This window comes from Bradyrhizobium sp. 191 (genome assembly GCF_023100985.1).
In the GTDB taxonomy this organism is placed as follows: domain Bacteria; phylum Pseudomonadota; class Alphaproteobacteria; order Rhizobiales; family Xanthobacteraceae; genus Bradyrhizobium; species Bradyrhizobium diversitatis.
Genome location: NZ_CP064692.1, coordinates 151,691 through 173,852, shown reverse-complemented (window position 1 = coordinate 173,852; position 22,162 = coordinate 151,691). Strand labels below are relative to the sequence as shown.

General features: G+C 62.3%; 23 protein-coding genes. 7 read left to right on the top strand and 16 right to left on the bottom strand.

The features are described 5' to 3' along the window. Positions 1 to 3: 3 nt before the first annotated feature. The 10 genes from IVB23_RS00835 to IVB23_RS00790 form a co-directional block, all read right to left on the bottom strand. Complete coding sequence (locus IVB23_RS00835; RefSeq protein WP_247802221.1) at positions 4 to 1,278, bottom strand: hypothetical protein; 1,275 nt, start codon at positions 1,276 to 1,278, stop codon at positions 4 to 6. A gap of 105 nt (positions 1,279 to 1,383) precedes the next feature. Next, entirely contained in the window at positions 1,384 to 2,478 is a 1,095-nt protein-coding gene (locus IVB23_RS00830) for a hypothetical protein (protein ID WP_247802220.1), read from the bottom strand. Between the two features lie 169 nt (positions 2,479 to 2,647). Then, on the bottom strand, positions 2,648 to 3,049 hold the full coding sequence (locus tag IVB23_RS00825) for a hypothetical protein (protein ID WP_247802219.1): 402 nt from the start codon (positions 3,047 to 3,049) through the stop codon (positions 2,648 to 2,650). Positions 3,050 to 3,549: 500 nt separating this feature from the next. Continuing rightward, positions 3,550 to 3,942, bottom strand: a complete 393-nt coding sequence (locus IVB23_RS00820; RefSeq protein ID WP_247802218.1) for a DUF5681 domain-containing protein — start codon at positions 3,940 to 3,942, stop codon at positions 3,550 to 3,552. Between the two features lie 122 nt (positions 3,943 to 4,064). Further along, complete coding sequence (locus IVB23_RS00815) at positions 4,065 to 5,378, bottom strand: AAA family ATPase (protein WP_247802217.1); 1,314 nt, start codon at positions 5,376 to 5,378, stop codon at positions 4,065 to 4,067. Continuing rightward, a complete protein-coding gene (locus IVB23_RS00810) occupies positions 5,375 to 5,620 on the bottom strand; it encodes a hypothetical protein (protein ID WP_247802216.1) in 246 nt (81 codons plus the stop codon). The genes IVB23_RS00815 and IVB23_RS00810 overlap by 4 nt, the downstream gene beginning before the upstream one ends. Continuing rightward, positions 5,617 to 6,498, bottom strand: coding sequence for a hypothetical protein (locus tag IVB23_RS00805; protein WP_247802215.1), 882 nt, complete (start codon positions 6,496 to 6,498; stop codon positions 5,617 to 5,619). Before IVB23_RS00805 ends, IVB23_RS00810 begins: the two co-directional genes overlap by 4 nt. 223 nt (positions 6,499 to 6,721) lie before the next feature. Beyond that, the gene (locus tag IVB23_RS00800) at positions 6,722 to 6,985 is read right to left on the bottom strand and encodes a DNA-binding protein (protein ID WP_247802214.1); all 264 of its coding nucleotides are present in this window, start codon (positions 6,983 to 6,985) and stop codon (positions 6,722 to 6,724) included. Positions 6,986 to 7,072: 87 nt separating this feature from the next. Continuing rightward, a complete protein-coding gene (locus IVB23_RS00795; protein WP_247802213.1) occupies positions 7,073 to 7,471 on the bottom strand; it encodes a hypothetical protein in 399 nt (132 codons plus the stop codon). Continuing rightward, positions 7,468 to 8,739, bottom strand: a complete 1,272-nt coding sequence (locus IVB23_RS00790) for a site-specific integrase (RefSeq protein WP_247802212.1) — start codon at positions 8,737 to 8,739, stop codon at positions 7,468 to 7,470. Before IVB23_RS00790 ends, IVB23_RS00795 begins: the two co-directional genes overlap by 4 nt. Before the next feature lie 558 nt (positions 8,740 to 9,297). Between IVB23_RS00790 and IVB23_RS00785 the strand changes: the two genes are divergently transcribed. Continuing rightward, a complete protein-coding gene (locus tag IVB23_RS00785) occupies positions 9,298 to 10,362 on the top strand; it encodes an acyltransferase (RefSeq protein ID WP_247802211.1) in 1,065 nt (354 codons plus the stop codon). 1,856 nt (positions 10,363 to 12,218) lie between these two features. Next, positions 12,219 to 12,389 carry a hypothetical protein gene (locus tag IVB23_RS00780; RefSeq protein ID WP_197488764.1) on the top strand — a complete coding sequence of 57 codons (171 nt, stop codon included), beginning with the start codon at positions 12,219 to 12,221 and terminating at the stop codon, positions 12,387 to 12,389. A gap of 29 nt (positions 12,390 to 12,418) precedes the next feature. On the opposite strand, the gene IVB23_RS00775 is transcribed toward IVB23_RS00780, so the two are convergent. Next, positions 12,419 to 12,640, bottom strand: a complete 222-nt coding sequence (locus IVB23_RS00775) for a hypothetical protein (protein ID WP_061881731.1) — start codon at positions 12,638 to 12,640, stop codon at positions 12,419 to 12,421. A 210-nt stretch (positions 12,641 to 12,850) separates the two neighbouring features. On the opposite strand from IVB23_RS00775, the gene IVB23_RS00770 reads away from it, so the two are divergent. Then, positions 12,851 to 13,093, top strand: a complete 243-nt coding sequence (locus IVB23_RS00770) for a hypothetical protein (protein WP_197966333.1) — start codon at positions 12,851 to 12,853, stop codon at positions 13,091 to 13,093. A 343-nt stretch (positions 13,094 to 13,436) separates the two neighbouring features. Continuing rightward, positions 13,437 to 13,934 carry an SEC-C metal-binding domain-containing protein gene (locus IVB23_RS00765; protein ID WP_247802210.1) on the top strand — a complete coding sequence of 166 codons (498 nt, stop codon included), beginning with the start codon at positions 13,437 to 13,439 and terminating at the stop codon, positions 13,932 to 13,934. Between the two features lie 65 nt (positions 13,935 to 13,999). On the opposite strand, the gene IVB23_RS00760 is transcribed toward IVB23_RS00765, so the two are convergent. Both IVB23_RS00760 and IVB23_RS00755 read right to left on the bottom strand, forming a co-directional pair. Beyond that, the gene (locus IVB23_RS00760; RefSeq protein ID WP_061881735.1) at positions 14,000 to 14,662 is read right to left on the bottom strand and encodes a hypothetical protein; all 663 of its coding nucleotides are present in this window, start codon (positions 14,660 to 14,662) and stop codon (positions 14,000 to 14,002) included. A 372-nt stretch (positions 14,663 to 15,034) separates the two neighbouring features. Then, positions 15,035 to 18,142 (bottom strand): DEAD/DEAH box helicase, encoded by a 3,108-nt coding sequence (locus IVB23_RS00755; protein WP_247804722.1) that lies wholly within the window; start codon positions 18,140 to 18,142, stop codon positions 15,035 to 15,037. Positions 18,143 to 18,869: 727 nt separating this feature from the next. On the opposite strand from IVB23_RS00755, the gene IVB23_RS00750 reads away from it, so the two are divergent. Then, complete coding sequence (locus IVB23_RS00750) at positions 18,870 to 19,106, top strand: hypothetical protein (RefSeq protein WP_247802209.1); 237 nt, start codon at positions 18,870 to 18,872, stop codon at positions 19,104 to 19,106. 82 nt (positions 19,107 to 19,188) lie between these two features. On the opposite strand, the gene IVB23_RS00745 is transcribed toward IVB23_RS00750, so the two are convergent. Further along, positions 19,189 to 19,581, bottom strand: a complete 393-nt coding sequence (locus IVB23_RS00745) for an NUDIX hydrolase (protein WP_028182320.1) — start codon at positions 19,579 to 19,581, stop codon at positions 19,189 to 19,191. Between the two features lie 144 nt (positions 19,582 to 19,725). Then, positions 19,726 to 20,811, bottom strand: a complete 1,086-nt coding sequence (locus tag IVB23_RS00740; RefSeq protein ID WP_061881738.1) for an AI-2E family transporter — start codon at positions 20,809 to 20,811, stop codon at positions 19,726 to 19,728. Between the two features lie 275 nt (positions 20,812 to 21,086). Between IVB23_RS00740 and IVB23_RS00735 the strand changes: the two genes are divergently transcribed. Continuing rightward, complete coding sequence (locus IVB23_RS00735) at positions 21,087 to 21,314, top strand: hypothetical protein (RefSeq protein ID WP_239623695.1); 228 nt, start codon at positions 21,087 to 21,089, stop codon at positions 21,312 to 21,314. A 110-nt stretch (positions 21,315 to 21,424) separates the two neighbouring features. Continuing rightward, the gene (locus tag IVB23_RS00730) at positions 21,425 to 21,727 is read left to right on the top strand and encodes a hypothetical protein (RefSeq protein WP_247802208.1); all 303 of its coding nucleotides are present in this window, start codon (positions 21,425 to 21,427) and stop codon (positions 21,725 to 21,727) included. A 67-nt stretch (positions 21,728 to 21,794) separates the two neighbouring features. Here the strand turns inward: IVB23_RS00730 and IVB23_RS00725 are convergent, their stop codons facing one another. Next, positions 21,795 to 22,013, bottom strand: coding sequence for a hypothetical protein (locus tag IVB23_RS00725; protein ID WP_247802207.1), 219 nt, complete (start codon positions 22,011 to 22,013; stop codon positions 21,795 to 21,797). Positions 22,014 to 22,162 lie beyond the last annotated feature (149 nt).

The window sequence follows — 22,162 nt, the reverse complement described above, 5'->3', positions numbered from 1 at the left end:
CTTTTACCTTCTCGCACTACGCTTCAGTGAGGTGATCTGCGCAGCCAGCTTGAGCTGTTGCGTTGCATTGGCAGAGCCCATCTTCCGCTCAAGCGAGTTGATCTGGCTCGAGCTGTCGCTTGCGCGAGATGCATTCGACGTGCCCGGCCGCATCACAGGCGGGAGCGCCTTGTGAGCGACAGCCTTAGACGCCTTCTGAACCTGCCGATATTTGACAGCATCGTGAACCATCCGCTGGAACGCGGCGTGACGCATGATCGGTTCGTTTTGCAGAAGATGGACAAGCTGGCCTTGGTCAATACCGAGCTCGCCTGCGTAAGAAAGCAAGTCCCCTCCAAACTGCGCGCTCTCGGCCGGCGTCATCTTGCCGACCATCGCCTCAAAGTTCGCATCCTGCTCTTTCGCGTAAACATTGAAGTTCTGCCGGGCAATTTCCGCCTGACGTTGCTGCTGCTGATGCTGCGCGACCTGGATGGCCTGAACCCTATTAAGCAAACTCATTGCAGCATTGAACCGCGGCGGATCGACCTGAGCCAGCGCAGTCAGACCCTGCTCCAGTTGCTCTGCTGGCAGTCCAGCAAGTTCCGGGAAGCTTTCGAGAAAACTCGCCTGCGCCCACGACTGAACAGTGCTCAACGCCTGCGTAAAGGACTGCTGGACGTGTTGCGCCTTGCCGAACTCTTCCTCCAGGGCCGCCCGGATCTGAGGCTTCTTCAGTGCCTCCTTCGTCTCGGGATCAAGGCCGTCCATTGAGTCGATCGACGCCGCGGTCGGGTCGTCAATTGCGGCTTCGTCGGCACTCTTACTGCTATCCGAAGAAATTTCCGGCTTCGCGGCTCTGCTGTCGGCATCCGCGACCTCAAGTCCAAGGTGCTCCGCACGCTTGGGATTGCCCTTGATCGCCTCAGCACGCATGGCGTCGATTTCAGCGGCAAAGTCGTTGCTGATGCTTTTGGCGGCGCTGTCTGCATTGGCGCTACGATAGGCCGCAAGGTCCCTCGCCGCGCGCTCGACCGTGACCGCCTCCGTCTCATCAGCGCGTTCACCATCAGCCGCTTTCTGGTAGGCGACTTCGACAACGGGAGCGGCACCGCGGGAAGCGCTCAACTCGTCGGCGGCCTCACGCGGGGATTTGAACTCTTCCGCCTCTGGCTTGGGGCGATCAGGCATCGGCTTGAAACCAGCCTTCGCCAGTTCTGCTTCCTGGCCGAACAAGCCCTCAGTCGAAGGCGAGAACTGCCCTGTTGCATCGTCCCGCGGCGTCTCGGTTTCGGACATCAGATGATCCTCAGAAGTTTGTTGAGTGCAAGGCAGCACGCGGCCGGCGTGGCTTCGGCTGCTTGCTGGCGCTGTGCGCCTTGATCTTCGCGGTCCAGCTTGCCATCAGCGCATCCGCCGCGCTCGGATCGACCAAGTGGCCGTGGTTGCCGATCCCGTATAGACAGCCTGCGCGTTGATGTAGAGCGTGGTCGTGGCATTGAGCAGCGCTTGCGTCGGCATGATGGTGAAGGCGTTGGAATGATCGGTCGCAGCGGGGATACGCTCATGCAACGCGCGCGACGTTCCGTAGGGAGCAGCGACGCTGGCGCTGGTCGCAGAAAGCGACACGTAATAATCGGTCGTACTGGTCGTGCCGCCCGTGTTGAACTGCACCGTGGCAGTAACGTCCCAATCGCCGGCAGTGAGCGAGACGGAGCCAAGAGCGGCAGTAACGCCACTCGACAGCGTGCCAGACGTTCCGCCGTCGGAAATAACCTCGCCGATCTTGCCCGATGCAGCCGCGCTGTTCGATCCGATGCCGGGCAGATTGCCGATGTCGAGGCGAATGTCATTCGTGGAGTTGGTGATGCCGTTGGAGAGCGTAAAAGCTCCCGTGTTGCCCGCGATGCTCGAGACACCTGCGGCGGCGGCAGCCGCCCACGTCCCATCCCCGCGCCAGAACGTCGAAGACGATGCGCTCGTGCCGGAATTGAGATTGTTGACCGATAGGTTGCCCGTAACGCCCGTAGACAGCGGCAAACCAGTCGCGTTGGTCAGAGTGGCGGAGGCAGGCGTTCCCAAGGCGCCACCAACGAAATAAGCCGCGCCAGTACCAACCTCATCGGTCAGCGCGGCGCGGAGATTGGCGCTTGAAGGCGTGGCAAGGAACGTCGCGACACCCGTTCCGAGGCCCGTGACGCTACCAATGGCGGGGGTAACGGTCACATTCGAGGCAGCAGTGGTCAGCCCCTTCGCGTTGACCGTAACCTGGGCAACCTGCGTTGCGCTGCCAAACGTGCCGACGTTTGAGTTGACGGTCGCGAGCGTGGTTGCGACGGCCCCCGCCGAAGAGGTCACGTCTCCGGTCAGCGCCGGCATCTGCGACGCGTCAACACTGCCCGTCACCGTATGGTCGGCATCCCACTTCGGGCCGTCCACCAACACGTCAGGGTTAGCCGCCGCGCCGGTCAGGCTTGCATGTTTAACGGTAAGTGCCATCAGGCTGGCGTCCAGACTTCGTCTTGCGGGGCTTGCTCGTTCCAAAGCCCCGCGTTGCTTCCCGTGTCGAAGATTGGGTTTCGATCGAACACGTGGGGGTCAAAGACACGAACGGCGATTGCATGCTCGGTCCACGTCTCGGACTGCGGCGTAACGGGCGTCCAGGTCATCAGGAGCTCGCTCCAGAGACGGCAAAGGCGCCGTAGTCAAATATCTGCGGATCGAACATAGGCTTGGGCCTGGGCGCGATCGGGTAGACGCGAACAACCCGGTCCCCATCCAGGCGAAGGGGAAGCGGCTTCAGCCGATAGTGCTTGGCGGGGTCGAAAGGTTCGCTGTCCTCGTTCTCGATCGGAAGCCACTCGCCGCCGTCTGGATCCTTCGTGGTCTTGAAACTGGTCGCGATCAGCTCGCCATCACGAACCAGGCAATATTGCTGCTCGCCCACAGGGAAGCCCTCAGAGGCCAGCGCAGCGTCCGTAATCGATCGCAGGTAGGCCGAGACAGTCAGGCCCTTGCGCTCCGCAGCGGCCTTTAGAAGCTCCTCGCGGGCATATCTAAACTCAGGCATTGGATCAGCCTCTCGATGGGAAGCGAGCACGCGCCGCCATAGCGTTTTGCAGGCCCGATAGATCGACGGAGCCAGGCTTGTAGTATTGGATGGACGGGGCGGGCATCGGCGCAGGGGCTGGGATCGGCGCATCCCCAGAGAAGCCGCTAGAGGTTGGCTTCGGCCCGCTAGGCTGGACCGGGAAATTGGGCTGATATGCAGAGGCGTCACCGACGCGGGGCATGGAGTAGTCCCCCCATCTGTATCGGGGATGCATGCGCGGGTTGGCCGCCCAAGCCAAAAGCGCTCCCGATCGCACCCATGAGTCCAGTAGTCCCGCCATCAACGGCGCTGCTCCGTTCAAATCAGTCACCACGAATGTAGTACGATTTGCCGGACTTCGTAATCTTTTATCACGGCCATTGTCTGCTTTTCTGCCGCAATAACAGCGGCATAAGTAAGACGAAGGAAACGATGCACACGCTATGCACACAAACGGCAAAACTGTGCGTCAAAATGACTCAGCGTTGTTCGCCAACACGCTTCGCAACGCGCGCTCTCAGATCTTCCTCGAGCCAGGCAAACACCGTCTCGATATCGACCGCATCAGCAGTTGCGCGGATCATCGCCACCAGCCGGCGCATCATCTGCATCTCGACGCTGTCCATGGGGCCAGTGCGGTTCTCGATCGAGACCGCGATGTCTTTCGGGATGATGGAGAACAGGACGCGGAGATACGTGCTCGGGTCGGTCGCCCTCACGCACTGGAGCGTGTCCTTGCCATTGGCCGTCCAATCCGCCAGCGCATCGGCGCACGCCTGCTCCGAGAACTTACTACGGGCGCCCTGCGGCCTGCCGAGAGGATTTCCAGATTGGCCCGGCTTCCACCTTGTGCTGACCGTCTGTTTGTTCACGTTCAATTCCCTATGGTTCGATAGTTCGGTTCGGGTTCGGTTCGGGTTCGGTCATCAGGGTTCGGGGTTCGGTACGGTTCGGCTCTCTATAAGAGCCGTAACCTACGAACCATCCGAACCGCTCAATCATGAGCCACTCGCCATCGGTCGCCGTAGTTGCGAACAATGCCCTTGGACAGCAGCGCGTTACGGATGTCCGTCAGGTCAGCCTTTCGCTTCAATCCAATGCCCGCGTCCTTTGCTTGGGCGTTCCAGTCCTCCAATGTCATCCCCGCCGAGCCTGCACCGTGCAGGATGGCAAAGACGGTCTGCTGGTTTGGCTTCAGCTTTGGCTCGCTAGGTTTTTGGCCAGGTTGACCAGAAACCTCCTCGCTGCTGACGATGTTGACCGTGATCGGGTCGCCATCCTCGTCCGTACCAAAGTCGTGAACCTCGGACTTGAACGAAAACAATGGGCCTTCCGGCGCGTCGTTGGCTTTGGTGACTGTTACAGATTTGATCTCATCGCCGGAAATCGACACCATTACGTCAACGTCGCCCAATAGCGCGTTGGAGCCTCTGGCGCCGCGGCTTTCGTCCTTGCCGGTGTGGCCGATCAGGGCGACATGAACACCCGTCGCGTTCTTCACCCGCTGCATGTTGGCAAACACGGCGCCCTGATCCTTGGCACTATTCTCGTCACCCCCGGCCGCAGCAATCAGTTTCGCGAAGGTGTCGATAATCACGAGTCCAATGTCATCGCCCAAAATCGTCTTGGCATCGCGGATAGTGTCGATCACCTTTTTAAAGGCCTCAGGATGCGTCAGATCGATTGTCGCGCTGGAGACGCAAATAGGCGCCCCGGCAAGTCCCAGCCTTGCCCGGTGAGCCCGCAAGCGTCGCTTCACAAGGTCCGATCGCTCAATGGCGAAATACAGCACGCCAGCCGCGCCCTTGCTTCGGTAGCCGTGCCAGTCGAGGCCGGCACCGACACAGATTGCGGCTTCTGCCAACAGCGCTGACTTCATCGCGCCAGGCGGGGCGATCCATGCCGACGTTTCGCCGCGCGCAAGAATGCCCTTGATAAGCCAATTCTTTGCCGGCGGATCGGCCTCCATCTCGTCAAACGTAACGAGAGGATAGCCGCGCATTGTAGCGGCCCGGTCCTTCTGGATTACCTTTATGTCGAGCGCGCGATTGATCGAAGAAGGCGGTCCAATCTCACCGCGCATCCATTTCCAGTATTCAATGGAATCCTTCGGCCACTCGTCGGCCGGAGGAGTTTCCGCCATGCGTTTTCGCTCAGCCTCTTGTAGATGAATCTGGTACCTTAAATCGGCGCTGTCGGAGGGTGGATTGAGCCGCGCGCGAACCGCCATTGAGCGGTTCGCCGCTTCCTGTCGCTCAATCTCTGCGGCCTTGTAGTCATGGTCCTCGGGAAATTCGGGCTCGATCATTCGACACCCATCAATTCCGGGTAAACCAAGTCGAGCGCGCCCATTTCCTCCAGCTTGGCGTCAACCTCATCCGAGGTCATGGTGCCGGCCTTGAGAGCCAGCCCCATCTTCGTTGCCTCGCTGTCGAGCCAGCGAGCTCGGCTGCACATGAAGCGCAGGCCAGCGAACTGGAGCAGCTTGCGGATCTTCGGATCGGTGACGATCAGCGGGCGGATTTCTGGCGGGTTGACATGCGCATTCATGCAGCACCCCCAGCGGTCAGCCCCTCAACCAAAGAGCGAAGCAACATTCGCTCGCTCTCCTCGGCCGCCCTCAGAATCTCGAATTGTCGTCGTGGCAGATGACGCTGGATCGTGATCTCGACCAGGGTACGGAGCGCGTCCGGTTCGATGGCGTCCAGCTCGACCGAGATGTCGCCGAAGTTCTTGGAACGGGTGTCCGACTGCTTGGTCGGCCGGTTCGGCAACTTCCATTGCCCGATCTGCTGCGGCGTGACGCCGATGCGCTCAAAGTGCAGTTCCGCTGCCGGCGCCATCTCCCTCAACGTCTGCTCGATCTTCTTGCCGGCATCGACTCCGGACGGGTCGAAGTCTCCCAGGTGGTAGATGTACGTCGGCACGTCGATGTCGGCGATGTACTCGGCTGCGCTATGCAGGAAGGATAGGCTGGCATAGCCACGAGCAACCATCAGCGGCACGTCGTACATTGATGTTATTGGTAGGACCACACCCGCGAGCGCATCCTTCTCCAACCAGATCTCGACATAGCAGCCGGCGTCCGCCCACAATGACTTCCGGTACAGCCGCGCCGTATCGTCGAGGGCCTGCTGGACGCTCCCGAATGTTCGGGGTCGGCGCTGCCAGCGGGTGTTGTCGGCGAGCCAGTCATATGGCAGATCGCCAGCCTTCCGCATCTGCACGAGGTCGGTCTGGACCTTGGTGTAGCCGGCCTCGGTCTTGTCAACCAGGTTGCGGACGGTCGCCTGGTAGAACACCTGTCTGACGGTCATCGGCCGCATCGCGGCGACGATCTCATACAGCGCGGCGCGGCGGCTCTCTACGTCGGCCTTGCTGGATCGGTGCCGTTTTATGGGGCTAGCCTCGTAAACTTCCAGTCTCATCGTGCCGACCTCCCGACAGTACGACGGCGCTTGCGCACCACGACGGGGACGGTGCCGAATACGGCAGCGGCAAGCTGGCGAGCGAACTTCCGCTCGGCAACAGGATCAGCTTGAATTGGAGGGAGCGAAGAGGTAAATTCCGAACAGATCGAAGCGCCAGCCAGATCAGATTTCGGAGCCCCGCACGCCGCCAGCGTTGCGGGGTTTTCCTTGTGATGCTGCATCAGGCCGCGACCTCCGCGGCAGAGTCCGTCTTGCGCTTGCGGGGCAGCCCTCTGCGAGCGCCTGAGGTCGAGGCCTGCTTCCCAGCCTCCAGCCAGGCGTCGAGATCATCGAGGTCGTAGCGGACGACACCGTTGCGTTTAATGAAAACGGGGCCGCCGCCTGTGCAGCGAATCTTGGTGAGGTAGCTTTCCGCAAATCCGGTGTAGATGGCGGCGCCCTGAGTATCGACTGGCGGGCGCCTGGTCCTGGTGGGGGTAGTCATTTGGCAGTCCTCCGTTGAAAAAGACTGCAATTACGGCCCATTACCCTCCAGTTTTAGACCCAAATAATCTTTGGAAAATCGGTGGGTTTAATGTCCCCCTTCCTTATGGCGAGCAGCGAGTGCGGCCAGATCTCTCATCGTCTGCTTGCGGCGCTTGATGCGCTTCTCGTGGCCCTCAAATCCCTGGTCGCCATACACTCCTCTTATTGCCGCCTCCGTGGTGGAGCCTTGCGCGATGCGCTCAAAGACCTGCCAGTCAGTTTCATGCCTGTATTTCGCAACGCTACCAAGGGGTCTTCCCTGCTTCTTCTTGCGACCCTCCATGAGGCGGAACATGACCTTCTTGATTTCAACCAAATCGTCGCTTTCCTCTGCCAACAATTTCCAGCCCTCCGCCTTCAGCCGCGTCAACTCCTTCCTGCCAAGGCTGGAGGGATACTCCAGCAACATGCGGAGCAGCGCTCTAGCGTCCCCCGCCTCGCTCATTGCTTCGCCTCCGCAAACGAGATGACATTGTTCGCCGGCGGGTTGAGGATCATATCGACCATTGAGGCCAGCGCCTCGAATGCCTTCCGCTTCTCGTCCAGGTATTCGTAGCGGTCGTAGGTCTCGCGGACACCGCCGATGACGTGCCCCATGCAGCGCTCTGCATGATCGGCATCGACCTTGGCCCGGCTCATGAGGCTGCGGCCGGTGCGGCGCAGGTCATGAAGCTGCCACTGCTTCATGGGAGCCCTGCCCTCCGCCTTGCGGATCTTCGCGATGGCCCGATCAAGGTCCTTCTTGGCCTTGCTGAAGCCGCTAAAGGGCTTGGCGCCGTCGAGCTGGCCGCCGCTGGTCGTGGTCGAGAAGACGTACCAGGAATTGCCCTTGCAGCCGGCGGGCTTGTCCCCGATCAGCTCACGCAAGGCTGGCGTCACGGGGATAACGTGATCGAGCTTGTTCTTGTAACGGGCTCCGGGGATCGTCCAGAGGTCGCCTTCAAGCTCGCTCGTGTGCATCCGGGCGGACTCGTTGCGGCGGGTCATGGCGAGCAGCAGGGACTTCACATAGCGGGGATAGCAGGCCGGCTGCTCGATCTGCTCCAGGGCCTTCCAAACGTCCCGGATCTCGTCGTCTGCCAGGATGCGCTTGCGGGCACGCTCCTTGGGCTTGGTCTTTGCCATGCCGCGGACGATCGGCGATTTGAACTCGTCATCCTGCACCATCTGCCAGTTGAACGCCTTCCGGACGTGCGCCAGGACGCGATCAGCCATCACCGGGCCGCTCTCGGCCTTGATCTCATTGAGCATGGTGGTGATGTCGCTGCGCTTCAGGTCGTAAATCGACTTTTCCCCAATGCGCGGCCGGACGTGGTTGGTGAATGCCGATTTGACCTGATCGCCGCTGCGAAGCCCTTCAACGTGGTCCTTTTCGAAGGCGTCGAGCACGGCATTGACGGTATTGGCGGCGGCTAGCTGTTCCCGCTTGGCCTCGGCTCGAGCTTCCTCAAGCTCCCCCTGAGGGTCTTTCTTGTCGGCCACCTCGCCGGCCGCCTTCTTGGCAAGCTCCCTCGCCTGCTCGGCCGTGATGCTGCCGTGCAGCCCCAGCCCGAGCCAGCGCTGCTTGCGGGTCGTCTTGTCTCGATAGCGAAAGCCGTAGGTCACAGCGCCACTGTTGAGGCGTCGAGCCACGAAGCCCTTGACCTCCTTGTCGGCGATGATCTGCCCCGCAGTCATCCGGTCAACCTGCGTCTTGCTGATCTTGACCTGCATCGTCGCTCCATGCACACAGAGTCATTACGTGGTCCGCGTGCACACTATATGCACACAGGCACGGGTCAACGCAAGCAATTTCTGGGAAACTATCGCCAACGATGGAAAATACTGCTATCGTTGTGTTTTCAGGCGCCAAGCGAGGAAATTCAATGATTGCAGCAGGATGGGATGTGTGCACGAACGTGACTTTTAATCACGGGGTCCTGGGTTCGAGCCCCAGCGCGCTCACCAACCAAATCAATAGCTTAGAAAGAAGTGCCGGTTTTAGTTTTGTGCGCGAGGCGCGCAGGGGCAATGATTGAAACCACCTGGCTCGACATTTTCACGCGCTATGTCATTCCGCCGCTTCTCGGCGGTGCTGGAGGCCTCGTCTGCATTTGCGGCCGGTGAGTACAGAGAAGCGCCGCAAGAGACTTGAGACACGACGCGAACTTGTCGGCCGATGGCGAACCCACAAAATCCATCCCCTTCCGGGGGGCGCATTCGCGCGCGTTGTGCTATGTGGGCCCCATGGGGATGACTTTCAGCCTAGACAGATCAAAGAACGATACATCCGTGACACTCGACTTGCTGCGCGCCGTTGCCGCTCAGATGGTCTGTGTGGGACACGCATATGTCTTCTTCATTGGCGATTGGCCGAATCGTCTCCCGTACATTCAAAACACCGGCGTTCTCCTGTTCTTCCTGCTCTCGGGATTTCTGATTACTCACACACTCGTTTCACGGTCGGCAAAACCGAGTTATGGATTTCTGCAATTCTTCATTGACCGCTTCGCCAGGATCTATTCGGGGCTCATCCCGGCCTTGCTGTTCGTCGTCGTGGTTGACGGTTTCGTGCTTTATCTGACCGCCGAGCCGACGATTGCGCGCTACTACACATTGAAGACCTTCATCGCCAATCTGTTCATGCTGGAGGGCTACCGCGGCGTGTATCCCGACACGCTGCAATGGTCGGCATTCGGGTCAGCCGGCCCGCTTTGGACACTAGCGATTGAGTGGCATATCTATATGTTCGCCGGGTCCGTGTTCTTCATGTGCCGGAATCTGAGAACAATCCCACTCCTGGCACCCGTGGCATTGTTCTTCGGTCAAACCCCGCTTCACTTCCTGTTCGGCGCCTTCCAAAGCGACGGCGTCGGCCGTGGCCTGTTCTCGCTCTGGCTTGCCGGCTCCGCAATCTATGTCCTGGCAAGATTGCCTTATCGCCTCCCTGCGACAGTCATCTTGGCTCTCGTGAGTGCCGTTGTTTTTATCGCAATCACACCCGCCGGCGGAGAATACAGCTTCGTTGGGTATCCATTATTGACAGCGGTCGTGTTCGGCATCGTCGAAGCGACGCAACGGAGCCACCGGATCACTTCGGAGAAGGTGCAGCGAGCGATCTGTTTCTTCGCCGACTATTCTTTTTCGCTATACCTGATTCATCACACAATCATGGTTGGCATTTGGCTGCTGTTCCCAAATCGTGGGGCGCTTGTGTTCCTCCTCGCGGTGACGCTCTCCAATGTGGTCGCCATTGGCCTCGCCTCCATCGGTGAGAACAGGCACAAGGTAATTGCCCGCTTTCTCACCGGGAAATTTTGCCTTCAGTCGCGGCATGCCGCGCATCCAGCTTCTTGATTAGAACTCCATCGCTTCGAAATTTATCCCGGTGACCGATGACGTGCCGCCTGCCGCGTCTACGGCCAGACGAAACCAGCACGTAGGATGGGTTGAGTTCTTGCGAAACCCATCACTCGTTGCGATCAGCGCCGCTACGATCGGCGATCGATAATCGAAGCAATCCTCGAAAGGCCGCGGAGTGGCCGACCGAATTGCCGGCGATGGGACCGCGGGTACCAAAGGTGACGGTGCACTTAACGCAGAGCGATATCGACTTCAATTAAGTGCACTGTCACCGCTCGACCGTTCGTAAAGTCGTTGCCGGCGATGGGTACGCAAGAGCTCAACCAATCCTGCGTACTGATTGTAACGGCGAGGGTTATGGGCGACCCGGTGGCTGGTATTGGTGTTGGGGCGTGTGCGCCACCGGGCCTCGCCGATCCCAAGCCTGGGCTAGGCCGGAGATCGACTATCAATAAGGTATGCGGCTTGTTCACCTGCGATTTTGCGATCCGTCAAGTTCTATCAAGAGCGCGTAGGACGGGTCGAGCTCTTGCGAACGCAGTACGCGTTGCGGTAAGCGCCAATACTGATCCGCCATCGACCATCTGAGCGATCCTCAAAAGGGCTGCGGAGGGATGCACCGAATTGGCACTGCGGGCGGTTAGCACGTAGGATCGTCGCCTTCCTCGCAACCGGGCGCGCCAAATTCCGACAGATTCCCGTATCTTACGGTGACAGTGCACTCTACCTGCTATGACCAGCCCGTAGGATGGTCGAGCTCTGGCGAAACTCATCGCTCGTTGCGATCAGCGCCGCTGCGATCCGCGATCGATTATCGGAGCAATCCTCAAGGACCGCGGAGTGGCCGACGGAATTGCCGGCGATGGGTTTCGCAAGGGCTCAACCCTCCTACGCACTTCTTGAATTCCATCGCTTCGAAATTTATCCCCGAGACCAATAACGTGCCGCCTGCAGAGCAGGCCGCCTAGTTCCGAGCGATCACCCGTGCCTGTCGCCGCTATCCGCCTCGGCCGACGTTCGACGAGGCATTGTCGAGCCAGCGCCGTGTTGCTTCGTCACTCCAGCCGGGGACCGCGAAGCGTGCCAGTTGGCGTCGCACCTTCGTCAGATGCGCGAGATGGGCGTTGCGCGGCGTCTTCGCTTGTTGCGCCGACTATTGGTGCAGCCAACGCTTGGCTCTCATGCTGACCGATGGCCCGCCAACATGCGGCTGTCAGATCTCGAGCGGCGGTTTGTCTGCAGAGCGTGCGGTCGGCGCGGCGCCGATGTTCGGCCGGAGTAAGCCGCCGATGGCCCTCACGGCGACTGATCACGCGAACGAATAAATGGGAAAAGCCGCAGCGTGGTTCCAGCCCCCACTGCGGCATTCCCGGCAGAAATAGAACCAAGTACTTAAATCGCGCCGGTGTTCTTTCTATAGAACACCCCGTTCCGAAAATGGATTCCGTATAACTACCGGAATGCGATGTTCTACGCATTGCCGCCCAGATGCGAATGTGGCACGGCTCGGGTTCCAGCCCCCAAATGCTCCCGGCTGCCGATTCAATTGCGGATCAGAGCGCCGGGAGTGCCGGGCGAGATAAGGTGGTCGTCCGACCTCCCGTCTCTCAAAAGGAAAATCCCTCGTCCCCGATGCGATCGATGCCGCACAGCGATAGCTCTGCGCCTCTGGATGCTGCACTGATGTCATCATTTCCGAACGGGTTGGAGTTGCGGTGACAGTGCACACAACTATCGCGCTTACCGCTCCTGCTTGGCACTTGGCTGCTGTTCCCAAAGCCCTCCCACCCCAAAAATCGGAAGACACCCCGCCGGAAACGTGTACGCTTCTCCAAAACCGGAGGGACAGCATGTTTGAAATCAACGGTTTCGACACGGCGGGCGTCGTCAAACTCAAGCGGCCGTCACTCACCGCCGCCCTCAAGAAGGCCAAGGAGCTTGTTCAGGACGGATGCCGGGACGTTCGGGTCGTTGATCCCAGCGGCCGCATCTATACTTCGTTCGACGAGCAAGCCGCCTAGTTCCGAGCGATCGCCCGCGCCTGTCGCCGCTATCCGCCGCGGCCGACGTTCGACGAGGCATTGTCGAGCCAGCGCCGTGTTGCTTCGTCACTCCAGCCGGGGACCGCGAAGCGCGCCGGTGGCGTCGCATTCGGGCGTGGCCGGTCCACCGCAACAGGGCGTGCGCGCGGGCGATGCACCGTTGCTGCGTCTGCGGCGGTGCACAGCACGAGCGACAGACCCATGAGACACAAGGCAAAAAGCGAGCGCATCGCATCAGCTCCAATCGAGCAATCGTTCCGTCATGTGTTGCACCTGTCGGTTCGCCACAATCGACCGCGCCTTCACAAGCAGGCGAGACAAGCGCGGGCTCTTGCGGCGGCGCCGGCAATCGGTGACGCGGGCGCGCGCTCCCATTGCCAGTCTATTCGTTTGGGCGCACGCTCTCTCCAGGCGCTTCAGACGCCGCACGGGAGAGACACATGAAGGAATCGGGCCTGGATGGTCGCCATCGGGACAGGGATGGCCAGATCAGCAAGAAGCACGGCAACACGCTGGTCGGCACATTGCGCAAGATCTACGGAAAGGGTTTTGCGGCCGGCTATCCCGATGCGGCGCAGCTCAGCGAGGTCCTGGCCCAGCTCAACGAGACATCGCTGAGCCAGCTGCGTCGCGATCACGACACCGGGCATCTGGGGCACAAGATCGATCACGCCTTGAAGTGAGGCCTCGCGGTGAGAGCAGCCATCAACGGCGCACATCCAGCACCAGTTACTGGCGTTCCTCATACTTGTTGCAGCGGCCATCGCCATGTTGGACCCGGCTGAGCTCCTGAAACGGCGGATCACAACGCAGGAGCGTGTACACTCTGTAGGAGGGCGGCGGGACGCGCCAGCAGAGATTCTGGCCCGCTGGTATCTGGTACGTATCCCCGTTCGCCAGCGTATAGCTGCACGAGGCGACCTGAGCGTTCACCTTCGCCTCTGCGTGGGCCTGGCTCAGCGAAGCCACCGCGAGGAACATCACCAATAATCCGCGCATTTTGTCCTCCGCACATCTGATCGCACATTGTCCAACTGGGGTGCGGACATCGCTGGAACAAGTCACGGATTCCTGAAAAGCACGTCTGGACCGTTCCAGGCGAGCCCCCAAAAGCCCGCTGACAACCCCGCGCCGCGCCAAGGTGTCGACACCCGTAATGACGACGTGCTCTGGGAGCTTTGGATCGGGGGGTTCGAGAAGGCCGTCGCGCTACGCCCGGCAGCCTGGAAAGAGCTGCTCGACGCCGACGCTGATACGGCGGCGGCGATGAGCGGGATGCTGCTGCTTGCCGAGATCGCCCGGGGAGACAAGGAGGTTGAGCTCGACGATCCCATCCTGAGCGCAGCACCTGACAAGATCGCCGACTGGGTCGTCATCCTCAACGAATGGCGTCTTGCCAACCACCAGCCGATTCAGGATAGCGGCCCAACGACCTTCACTGCCCCGGGAACAAAGGTCGGTCGCAACGAGCCGTGCCCATGCGGCTCAGGCAAGAAATACAAGAAATGCTACGGGCTCAACTGATCGAGACCGCGGTCCTCACAGAATGCTTGCCCTGAACCGGCGGATCGACGATCGTTGACCAGCCTTCAGCTTTCCGGAACCGACGTCGCAGCCGGCACGGTCAACGGCGCCCCTCCCACCGAAACCGGCCCCAGGGGCTTCGACGGCCGGACCAGCCGTTTGCGCATCGCTGCGGACAGCCCATAGCGAGCATTCGCGCGCCGGATCGAGGACGTGACGTCCGACATCATCACATTTTGCAGCGAGTCGACCTTCGCGATCAGCGTGGTCAACTGCGAAGATATCTTCTTCACATCGACCCGTTCGTCCGTGATGCTCTGCCGCAGGGACAGCAGCACCAGTGAATCCTGCTGCAGCAGAGCCGCATTCTGCTGCAAGGCATGGTTGTTTGCCTGCAACGAATCCGTGTGTTGCTGCTGGGCGAACTGAATGTCCTTCAAGGCAGCGACGACCGGATCCGGCTTCGGCGCGGGCGCTTCCTGGCGCGGAAGCAGCTGAGCCAGGCTGCCGACATTCAGCGACGGAAAGCCGGACGGCGACGTATAGACGGCCGCCGCGCCGTTGATGGCCAGCGCACACACCGCCAGGAGCAGCACCGTTTTCCGGCCGGGCCGCGTGTACGGCACTGGAGCTTCCGGGGCCGCAGGATCGTGCGCAGCTGCGGCGGCGGCAAGGGCCACCGCGTCGAGTTCTTCGGCGAAGCTTGGCGTTTCCAGGGACGTGGTCATCTGCGTTGACCCCAATGAGCGAGCAACAGGACGCCATCGCCGGAACGTCCTCGTGACGGCTCCTGTACGCAGCACCCATCTTCAACTGCCTAAAATTGTAGGCTTTTCGGATTAATTCCACGTTAGCGGCCTGGCCGGCCGACGGGCCCGACGCCCCCGGCCGACTACGGATCCGTGTGCTGCGCACTCGCTCTGGAACGCCGAGCACGCGCTCCGCAGCGGCGGCTTCCTCCCGACGGATTTTCCGAAGTTGGCATCATGCCACTGTTTTGCCCGACAGGTCAAACGGGCTTTTGGCGCCTGATGCAGAAAGCGTTGTGGCAGAAGCACTTGGCTACTGTGCATGGGGTTGTTTTCGCGTTTCTTTACAGATCACCCCTCGTCGAGCACCTCGAACAGCGCCTCCACCCGCTCGAACGGCGCATCGCGCATCGCACTGTGATGGACCACCCGATCGCCGTCGCGTTGCAGCGACTTGCCTCTCGATTTGCGCAGGCGCCCCGGCAGGAACGTCGCAGCCACAGCCTCGGGACCGACGTCGAGGCGGATGATGCCTCTGCGCTTGCACTCGATCCTGAGCCTGGCTGCGGCGAAGAAATCGCGCGCCACCTTCGGCAAGGGTCCGAAGCGGCGGGAGGTCTCCTCCTCGAGGTCTTCGAGGTCGTCCTCGCCATTGCATCTTGCGGCGCGCGCATAGAGCTCGAGCCGCACGGGCTCGGACTGCACATAGGTCTCGGGCAGCATGTCCCCGACCGGCAGGTTCAGGTCGGGCACCCACACCGCGGCGCGCTCCTCGTCGGCCTTCTCCGAGGCCATCTTCAGGAGGTGGCTGTAGAGCACGGGCCCGAACACCTGGACATGGCCGGACTGCTGCTCCGAGAACAAATCGCCCGCGCCCCTGAGATCGAGGTCGCGCTCGCTGATGGCGAAGCCGGCGCCCGGCCGGCTGAACTCCTCGAGCACGGCCAGCCGCTTCTCGGATTGTCCCGACTCCGTCTCGGTTAGGAGATGGGCGAAGGCGCGGATGCCGCTGCGGCCGACGCGTCCGCGCAGCTGGTGCAGCTGGGCAAGGCCGAACTTTTCCGGCCAGCACACCACGATGGTGTTGGCGCGGGGAATGTCGAGGCCGCTCTCGACGATGTTGGTCGCGAGCAGGACATCGGCACCGCCCTCGACGAAGCTCATCATCCGGTCGTCGATCTCGTCGGCAGGCAGCTTGCCGTGCAGACAGACGATGCGCAGGTCCGGCGCCACCGCCTGCACCCGCGCCAGCATCGGATCGAGATCGTGGATGCGCGGACAGATCAGGAAGCTCTGCCCGTGGCGGCGCTGCTCGCGCAGCAGCGCGGAGGCGATGGCGGCATCCGACAGCGGCGCAATCCGGGTCGCGACCGGAAGCCGGTGCACCGGCGGCGAGGCGATCACGCTGAGATCGCGGAAGCCGGCAAGCCCGGCGGCGAGCGTTCGCGGGATCGGCGTCGCGCTCATCATCAGCACGTGGACGTTCCTGGCGAGCCCTGCGAGCTTGGCCTTCTCGGCTGCGCCGAAATGCTGCTCCTCGTCGACGATGACGAGGCCGAGATCGTCGAACTTGACGTCCTTGCCGGTGAGCGCCTGGGTGCCGATCACGACCTTGATCCGGCCGCTGCGCAGGCCCTCCCTGGTCTCCCGCAGCTGCGCGCCGGACGTTGCCCGCGACAGGTTGCCCACCTCGATGCCGAACGGCGCAAAGCGTTTCTGGAACGTCGCGACGTGCTGCCTTGCCAGCACCGTCGTCGGCACCGCGACCGCCACCTGCTTGCCCGACAGCACCACCGCGGCCGCCGCGCGCAGCGCCACCTCGGTCTTGCCAAAGCCGACGTCGCCGCAGATCACCCGGTCCATGGGATGACCGGATGCGAGATCGTCCAGCACGTCGCTGATGGCCTGGGCCTGGTCGATCGTCGTGAAGTAAGGGAAGCGCGCGACGAACTTCTCGTAGGTAGATCCCGGCGGCACCAGCTTTTCGGCGCGCCGCCGCCGGCGCTGGCTGATGTGCTTGGCCAGCACCTTGCCCGCGGCCTGGATCTCGCGCTCGGCCTCGCCGCGGCGGGCCCACCATGTGCTGCCATCCGCCTTGTCGAGCGCGAGCTTGCCGAGCTCGGTCGCGTAAGGCCACATCAAGGCGAGATCGGCCGGCGGCACCAGAACCGCATTGTCGCCTGCGAACTTCAGGCGGATCATCTCGCGCATGGCGCCGCCGCCGGTGTTGACGGTCTGCAAGCCGTCGAGCACGGCAAGGCCGCGCTGGAGGTGGACGACCACCGTGCCCTGCTCAGGCACATCGGCATGGTCGAAGGCTGCACTCCAGGCGCGCGCCATCGGTTGCGGATGATGCGCGCGGCTGCCGAGCACGTCCGACGCCGTCACCACGACCAGAGGCTTCTTCCCCGGCACGACGAAGCCGGCATCGAGATCGGCCAGCAGCGTCGCCTCGCCGCCCCGCCCGCGCGCCGCCTCCTCCCAGTCGTCGCAGCGCTCCGCCTTGACGCCGCTCATCCGCTCCATCACGCGCAGATCGTCCTCGTGCGCGGCGACGAGCATCAGTCGCGATCCGGCCCGGCGTGTCTCCTCGACGAAGGCGCGCAGCGCCTTCCTGGTGGACGTCAGCTTCGAAAACTCGGGGATGTGCTGGAAGGACGCAGTCCGCGGCAGCACCTTCATGCTCTTGGAGAGCTGCTTCCAGTCGCGCCGTGCGAGATATTCGCGCTCCCGCTCCGATCGGCCTGCGGCCTCCTCGATCGTGTCCAGCCAGGCGTCGGCATGCAACGGGACGCCGGCATCCGCGATCCATTTGGCGCCCCCGCAATAGTCGAACAGGCTCGCGCGCTTGCCGCGTTTGCCGGCAAGGCCGAGCCGCTCCGACATGGGATCGACGAGCAGCTCCTTGGTCTCGAAGATGATCCTGTGCTCGTTCGGGTCGAAGGCCACGATCCGCCTGATCGCACGCTCCGAATGCTCGATCCGGAACGGCCCCAGCGCGCCTGCGGGAAATATCTCGAAGGTCTGGCCGTGGAACAGCGCACCGCCCGGATAGTCCGGCTCGTCGTCGAGATCGTATCCGAGGGCCTCGAGGCGGGTCTCGAGGTCCCGCTCGGAGAACGGGCCACCCACTTTCAGGCTCAGGCTCAGGCGCGACAGGCTCGCCGGCGGCGGCAGGCGCTCCATCACCGCTTCCGCGGTCGACACAAGAAACAACGGCTTCCTGGATTTTGCAAGGCGCCTCAGCACCGAGGCTCTGCGCCCTGCGAGCTCGTGCGACGGCTCGAGCTGATCGAACGGCAAGGTGTTCAATCGCGGAAACACCAGCACCTCGCAGGACGGATCGAACGCGTGAATGACGCTGCCCAGCCGCTCCGCCCTGTTCTCGCTCTCGGCGAGGAAGACGATCCCGCTGCGTCCGGACTGCTTCCATTGTGCAAGCAGATGAAGAGCCATCATGCCGAGGGGCGACGAAGACGAGATCGTGGCGCGCTGCGATCCTTTGCTCTTCTTCGGCGCCTTCCTGGCCACCCCTGTCTTCTTCGAAAGCCTCACTTGAACCCGTTTCTGGTCTTGCATTGTAGCCAACAGAATGCGAGCCGCCCTCATCTCGAATCGGCAGCTCGCCGCCATGCATATGGGATTTGCACCGCGAACGCACCCCTCGTCGCAACGTTCAAGGGCGGCGCCGCGATCCCGACAATCTGGCGGTTTGCTGGGCCTGCAGCGCGGAACTCATGCGGCCCGCGATCGGCATCGCTCGATACAAGCATTGCGACGATCGAAGACGTCGTGCGCGCATGCAGCCACGAAAAAGCCCCAGCGCTTGGAGCCACACTGGGGCGTTTCGGTCAACATGAATAGGTTAAGCAATGACGTCTTCATAGCAGCGGTTTCGCCGCGTGCTTGTGAACTGGTTCACACGCTTTGCGTCGAGCAAACGACCTCAGCGCGAGAGGCCCTGAGGTCGCCAACCTTTATGGGTAAGGTTTTCTCGCGGCCCGGGGGCGTTGGGGCTTGGGGATGGGCCGTGAGCCTGGATTCGACGCACGCCACGCAGAGTCGTTCCAATGATCCACGCCCAACCTGCTGGGGCGCTCCAATCATGCCGGAACGGAGTACCTCATCTCCCGGTTTGAGTGCGCACCCGCCACGCGTTAGGATGCACGTTTTTAAGGAGGCTCATTTGAGGTCATTCATTTTCATCGGCGCCATCGCACTGCTCGCGACGGCCGCCCACGCACAGACGCTGGTCGATCCCAACAAGGTTGCTCCCGAATACCGCGAGGCAGCCGAGAAACGCCGGGCCGAGCAGTTGCGCCAGCGTGAATGCGCGCTGAAGGCCGATCTCGAGAAGGTGCTGCCCAGGGATCGCACCGCCTTTCTCAACCGTTGCCTGGAGACGATGGCGGCCAAGCAGTAACGGCCGACTATTTCAGCCGGCGCCTTGGCGCGATGCGCGCAAGGTCCGCGGTCATTTGCCGGGCGGTGCGAGAGGACCAAGCTCAGCTCCGCCGCCGCTTTCGCGGAAACAGGCGGTCGCGGATGTAGCGCGAGGTCGGCGTCAGGCGGATGCCGCGGGGCTTCTGCCAGGCGGCGCGGTCGATCTCCTTCTTGTCGCCGATCGCCAGCCTGCCCTTGGCGGACTTGGCGATGAAGATCGCGTCATTCATCTTGCGGCCGGAGCGCTTGTTCCTCGTCTTGACTTCCTTCCAGAGGGTGATCCTGCCGAGCTTCAGCTTTGGAAGCTCCTCCTTGATCTCCCGCCGCAGACAGTCCTTCTCCGACTCGCGCGGACGCTTGCGGCCGCCCGGAAACATCCAGAGGCCATCCGACCGGCGCCTGACCAACAATACCTTGCCGCGCCTGGCGGCAACTAGCTTGGAAGACTTTGCCATTGCTGCCGTTATCGAAAACAGAATCGACCTGATCGTAACTTGTCTAGTCGAACAGACAAGTTCGCGGCATGCTTTGATCACAGGCCACAAGCCATCGGGTCCTGGCGCGGCAGGGCCGGAAGAATGCACGTTCGGGCCGCGAGATCAGCCCTCGCCCGCCTCCGCCTGATCCTCGGTCCTGATCCAGGCCATCATGATCTCCCAGGCCACCGATAGGATGATCGGCCCGATGAACAGTCCGACGATGCCGTGGGCCAGCGTGCCGCCGATCACGCCGACGAAGATCACGATGGTCGGAGTGGTCAGTCCCCGCCCCATGACGAGCGGCTTCAGCATGGTGTCGATGAAGCCGACGAGGACGAAAAACACGGTCAGCAGCAACGCCGTGGTGACGTCCTTGGCGGTCCAGATCCAGATGATCACCGGCAGCAGCACGAGGAAGGCACCGATCTGCACGATCGAGAGCAGCAGCACGATGAAGGCGAGAAGGCCCGCACTGGGCACCTCGGCGAGCTTGAATCCGATGCCGGCGAGCAGCGCCTGCACGATCGCGACGCCGATCACGCCCTGCGCCACGGCGCGAATGGTCGCTCCCGCAAGCGAGAGGAAATGCTCGCTCTGCTCCGGCACGATGCGGAACAGGAAGCTGCGGCCGGCGCCGACCAGGCGCGGCCCGTGCGGAAACAGGAATCCGGCCACGAACACGGAGACGAGAAACTGCAGCGTGCCAAGGCCGGCGTCGCCCGCGAGCGAGAGCAGCGGGCCTGCCAGTGGCTGGAGATACGGCGCCACCTCGCGCACCACCGCCCGGATGTTGTTGTAGGCCTGGTCCCAGAGCTCGTAGAGCCAGGGCCCGACGAGGGGCCACGATTTGAGCTGCTCCGGCGCCGACTGGAGCGCGAGGTCGCCGGTGCCGAGCTGGTGCGCCAGCTCGCGCACGCCGTCCACCGCGCTGATACCGAGCCAAGTCGCCGGACCAATGACGATGCCGAGCGTGATCAGGGTTAGGATCGCTGCTGCAGTCTTGGGCCGGCCGCCGAGGATCTTGGCGACCCAGCTGAACGCCGGATAGAACGCGACCGCGAGCACGCCGCTCCAGGCCAGGATCGGCACGAACGGGCGGATAATCAGGAAGGTCCAGATGATCAGCAGGGCGAGCAGGCCAAGCCGGATCACGAGCTGGATGACATCCTCTCCCGTCAGGAGCTGACGGAGACTTTTCACGGGCACGGCTTTCCTTGCGGCATGAACGCAGCTTCCGGCGCTTGCACGGCCCGGCCGTTATTGCCAGCAACGCATCCGGCGTCAAGACGACCGGAACCGACCGCGCCTCGATCAGGCCCCCATCGGGGCATCCGGCATTGCGCGACGATGACGCACCATCCCGGCCTGCGCCCCAGCCGGCTTGGCTAACGCCCGTTAACCGGATTTCCCCGCGCCGGTTTACACCGCTGCAAACGCTGGCGGCTATCGTCGATCGACATCACCGAAACGCATTCTGTGCAATGGCCAACAGCATCTGGACGATTGAAGAGTTCACCTGTGCGGGTTGCGGCATGAACTACACCGCGACCAGGGAGGAGCACAGCGAGGCCCATACCGGCAGTTTCAAGTGCGGCATCTGTAGCGGCGTCGTGCACGCCTGGTCCGGCAAGCATCATTTCTTCGGCTGGCAGGCCGTGAAGACGAGACCGCCGGTCTTCGGGAGGCGCTGGGCGGGCGTCGGGTGGTAAGCCGTCCGCAGCGTCGCAGGATCCGCCCAATTGCACCGCCGCCGTTTGCACTCCGTTCACCGGTCGGCGCTAGCTAGATCAGCAAGGATCCTCCGCGCCAAACCGCAATCATGGCCGACCTCAACGCCGTCCTGACCAGGCTCAACGACCGTCTGCTCCGCCTCGAGGGCGAGCTGTTCGTGCTGCGCTCGCTGGCACGCGCGACGCTGACGGCCGGCGACGACCATGCGGCACGCATGCGCAAGCTGGTCGAGGCCGCGAAGGTCGCGCTCGACGACGAGGCCAAGCGCCCTCTCGACAAGCCGACGCGCAAATATGTCGATGCGGCAACCGCGCTGGTGGAGGAGCTGCTGGTCGAGCCGACCCTGGCGCGGCCGCTGTTCACGGTCATCGACGGCGGCCGTCGCGATTGAGCGACAGACATTTTAGACCCGCCATCGGTCAGCGCGCAGACATGCCAGGCGCACGCGCAGCAGACCTCTAGGTCGCCGTGGAGTTCTCCGCCTTGAGCCGGCTGAGCCCCGCCTCGATGATCGCGATCTCCTCGTCGATCTGGCCAATCGGCAGGCTGAAATCATAGCCAGACCTGCTCTTCAGGTCGACCGCGAGCCGCTGCCGGTGCATCATCAGCTCGTCGAGCCCGCGGCGGTTCTTCAGACGCACATGGGCGTCGACGATCTGCTCGATTGCGCTCGGCATGAAATCTGTCCCGTCGACAAAGGCCCGGCTGCGCGCCCACGCCGGCAGACGTTTTCAATGTCGCGGTACGCAATACAAATCCGCGACGGATTCGTCGATACGCCAAGCTGGTTGAGATCGCGTTACCGCCGGACGATTTCGTGATGCGT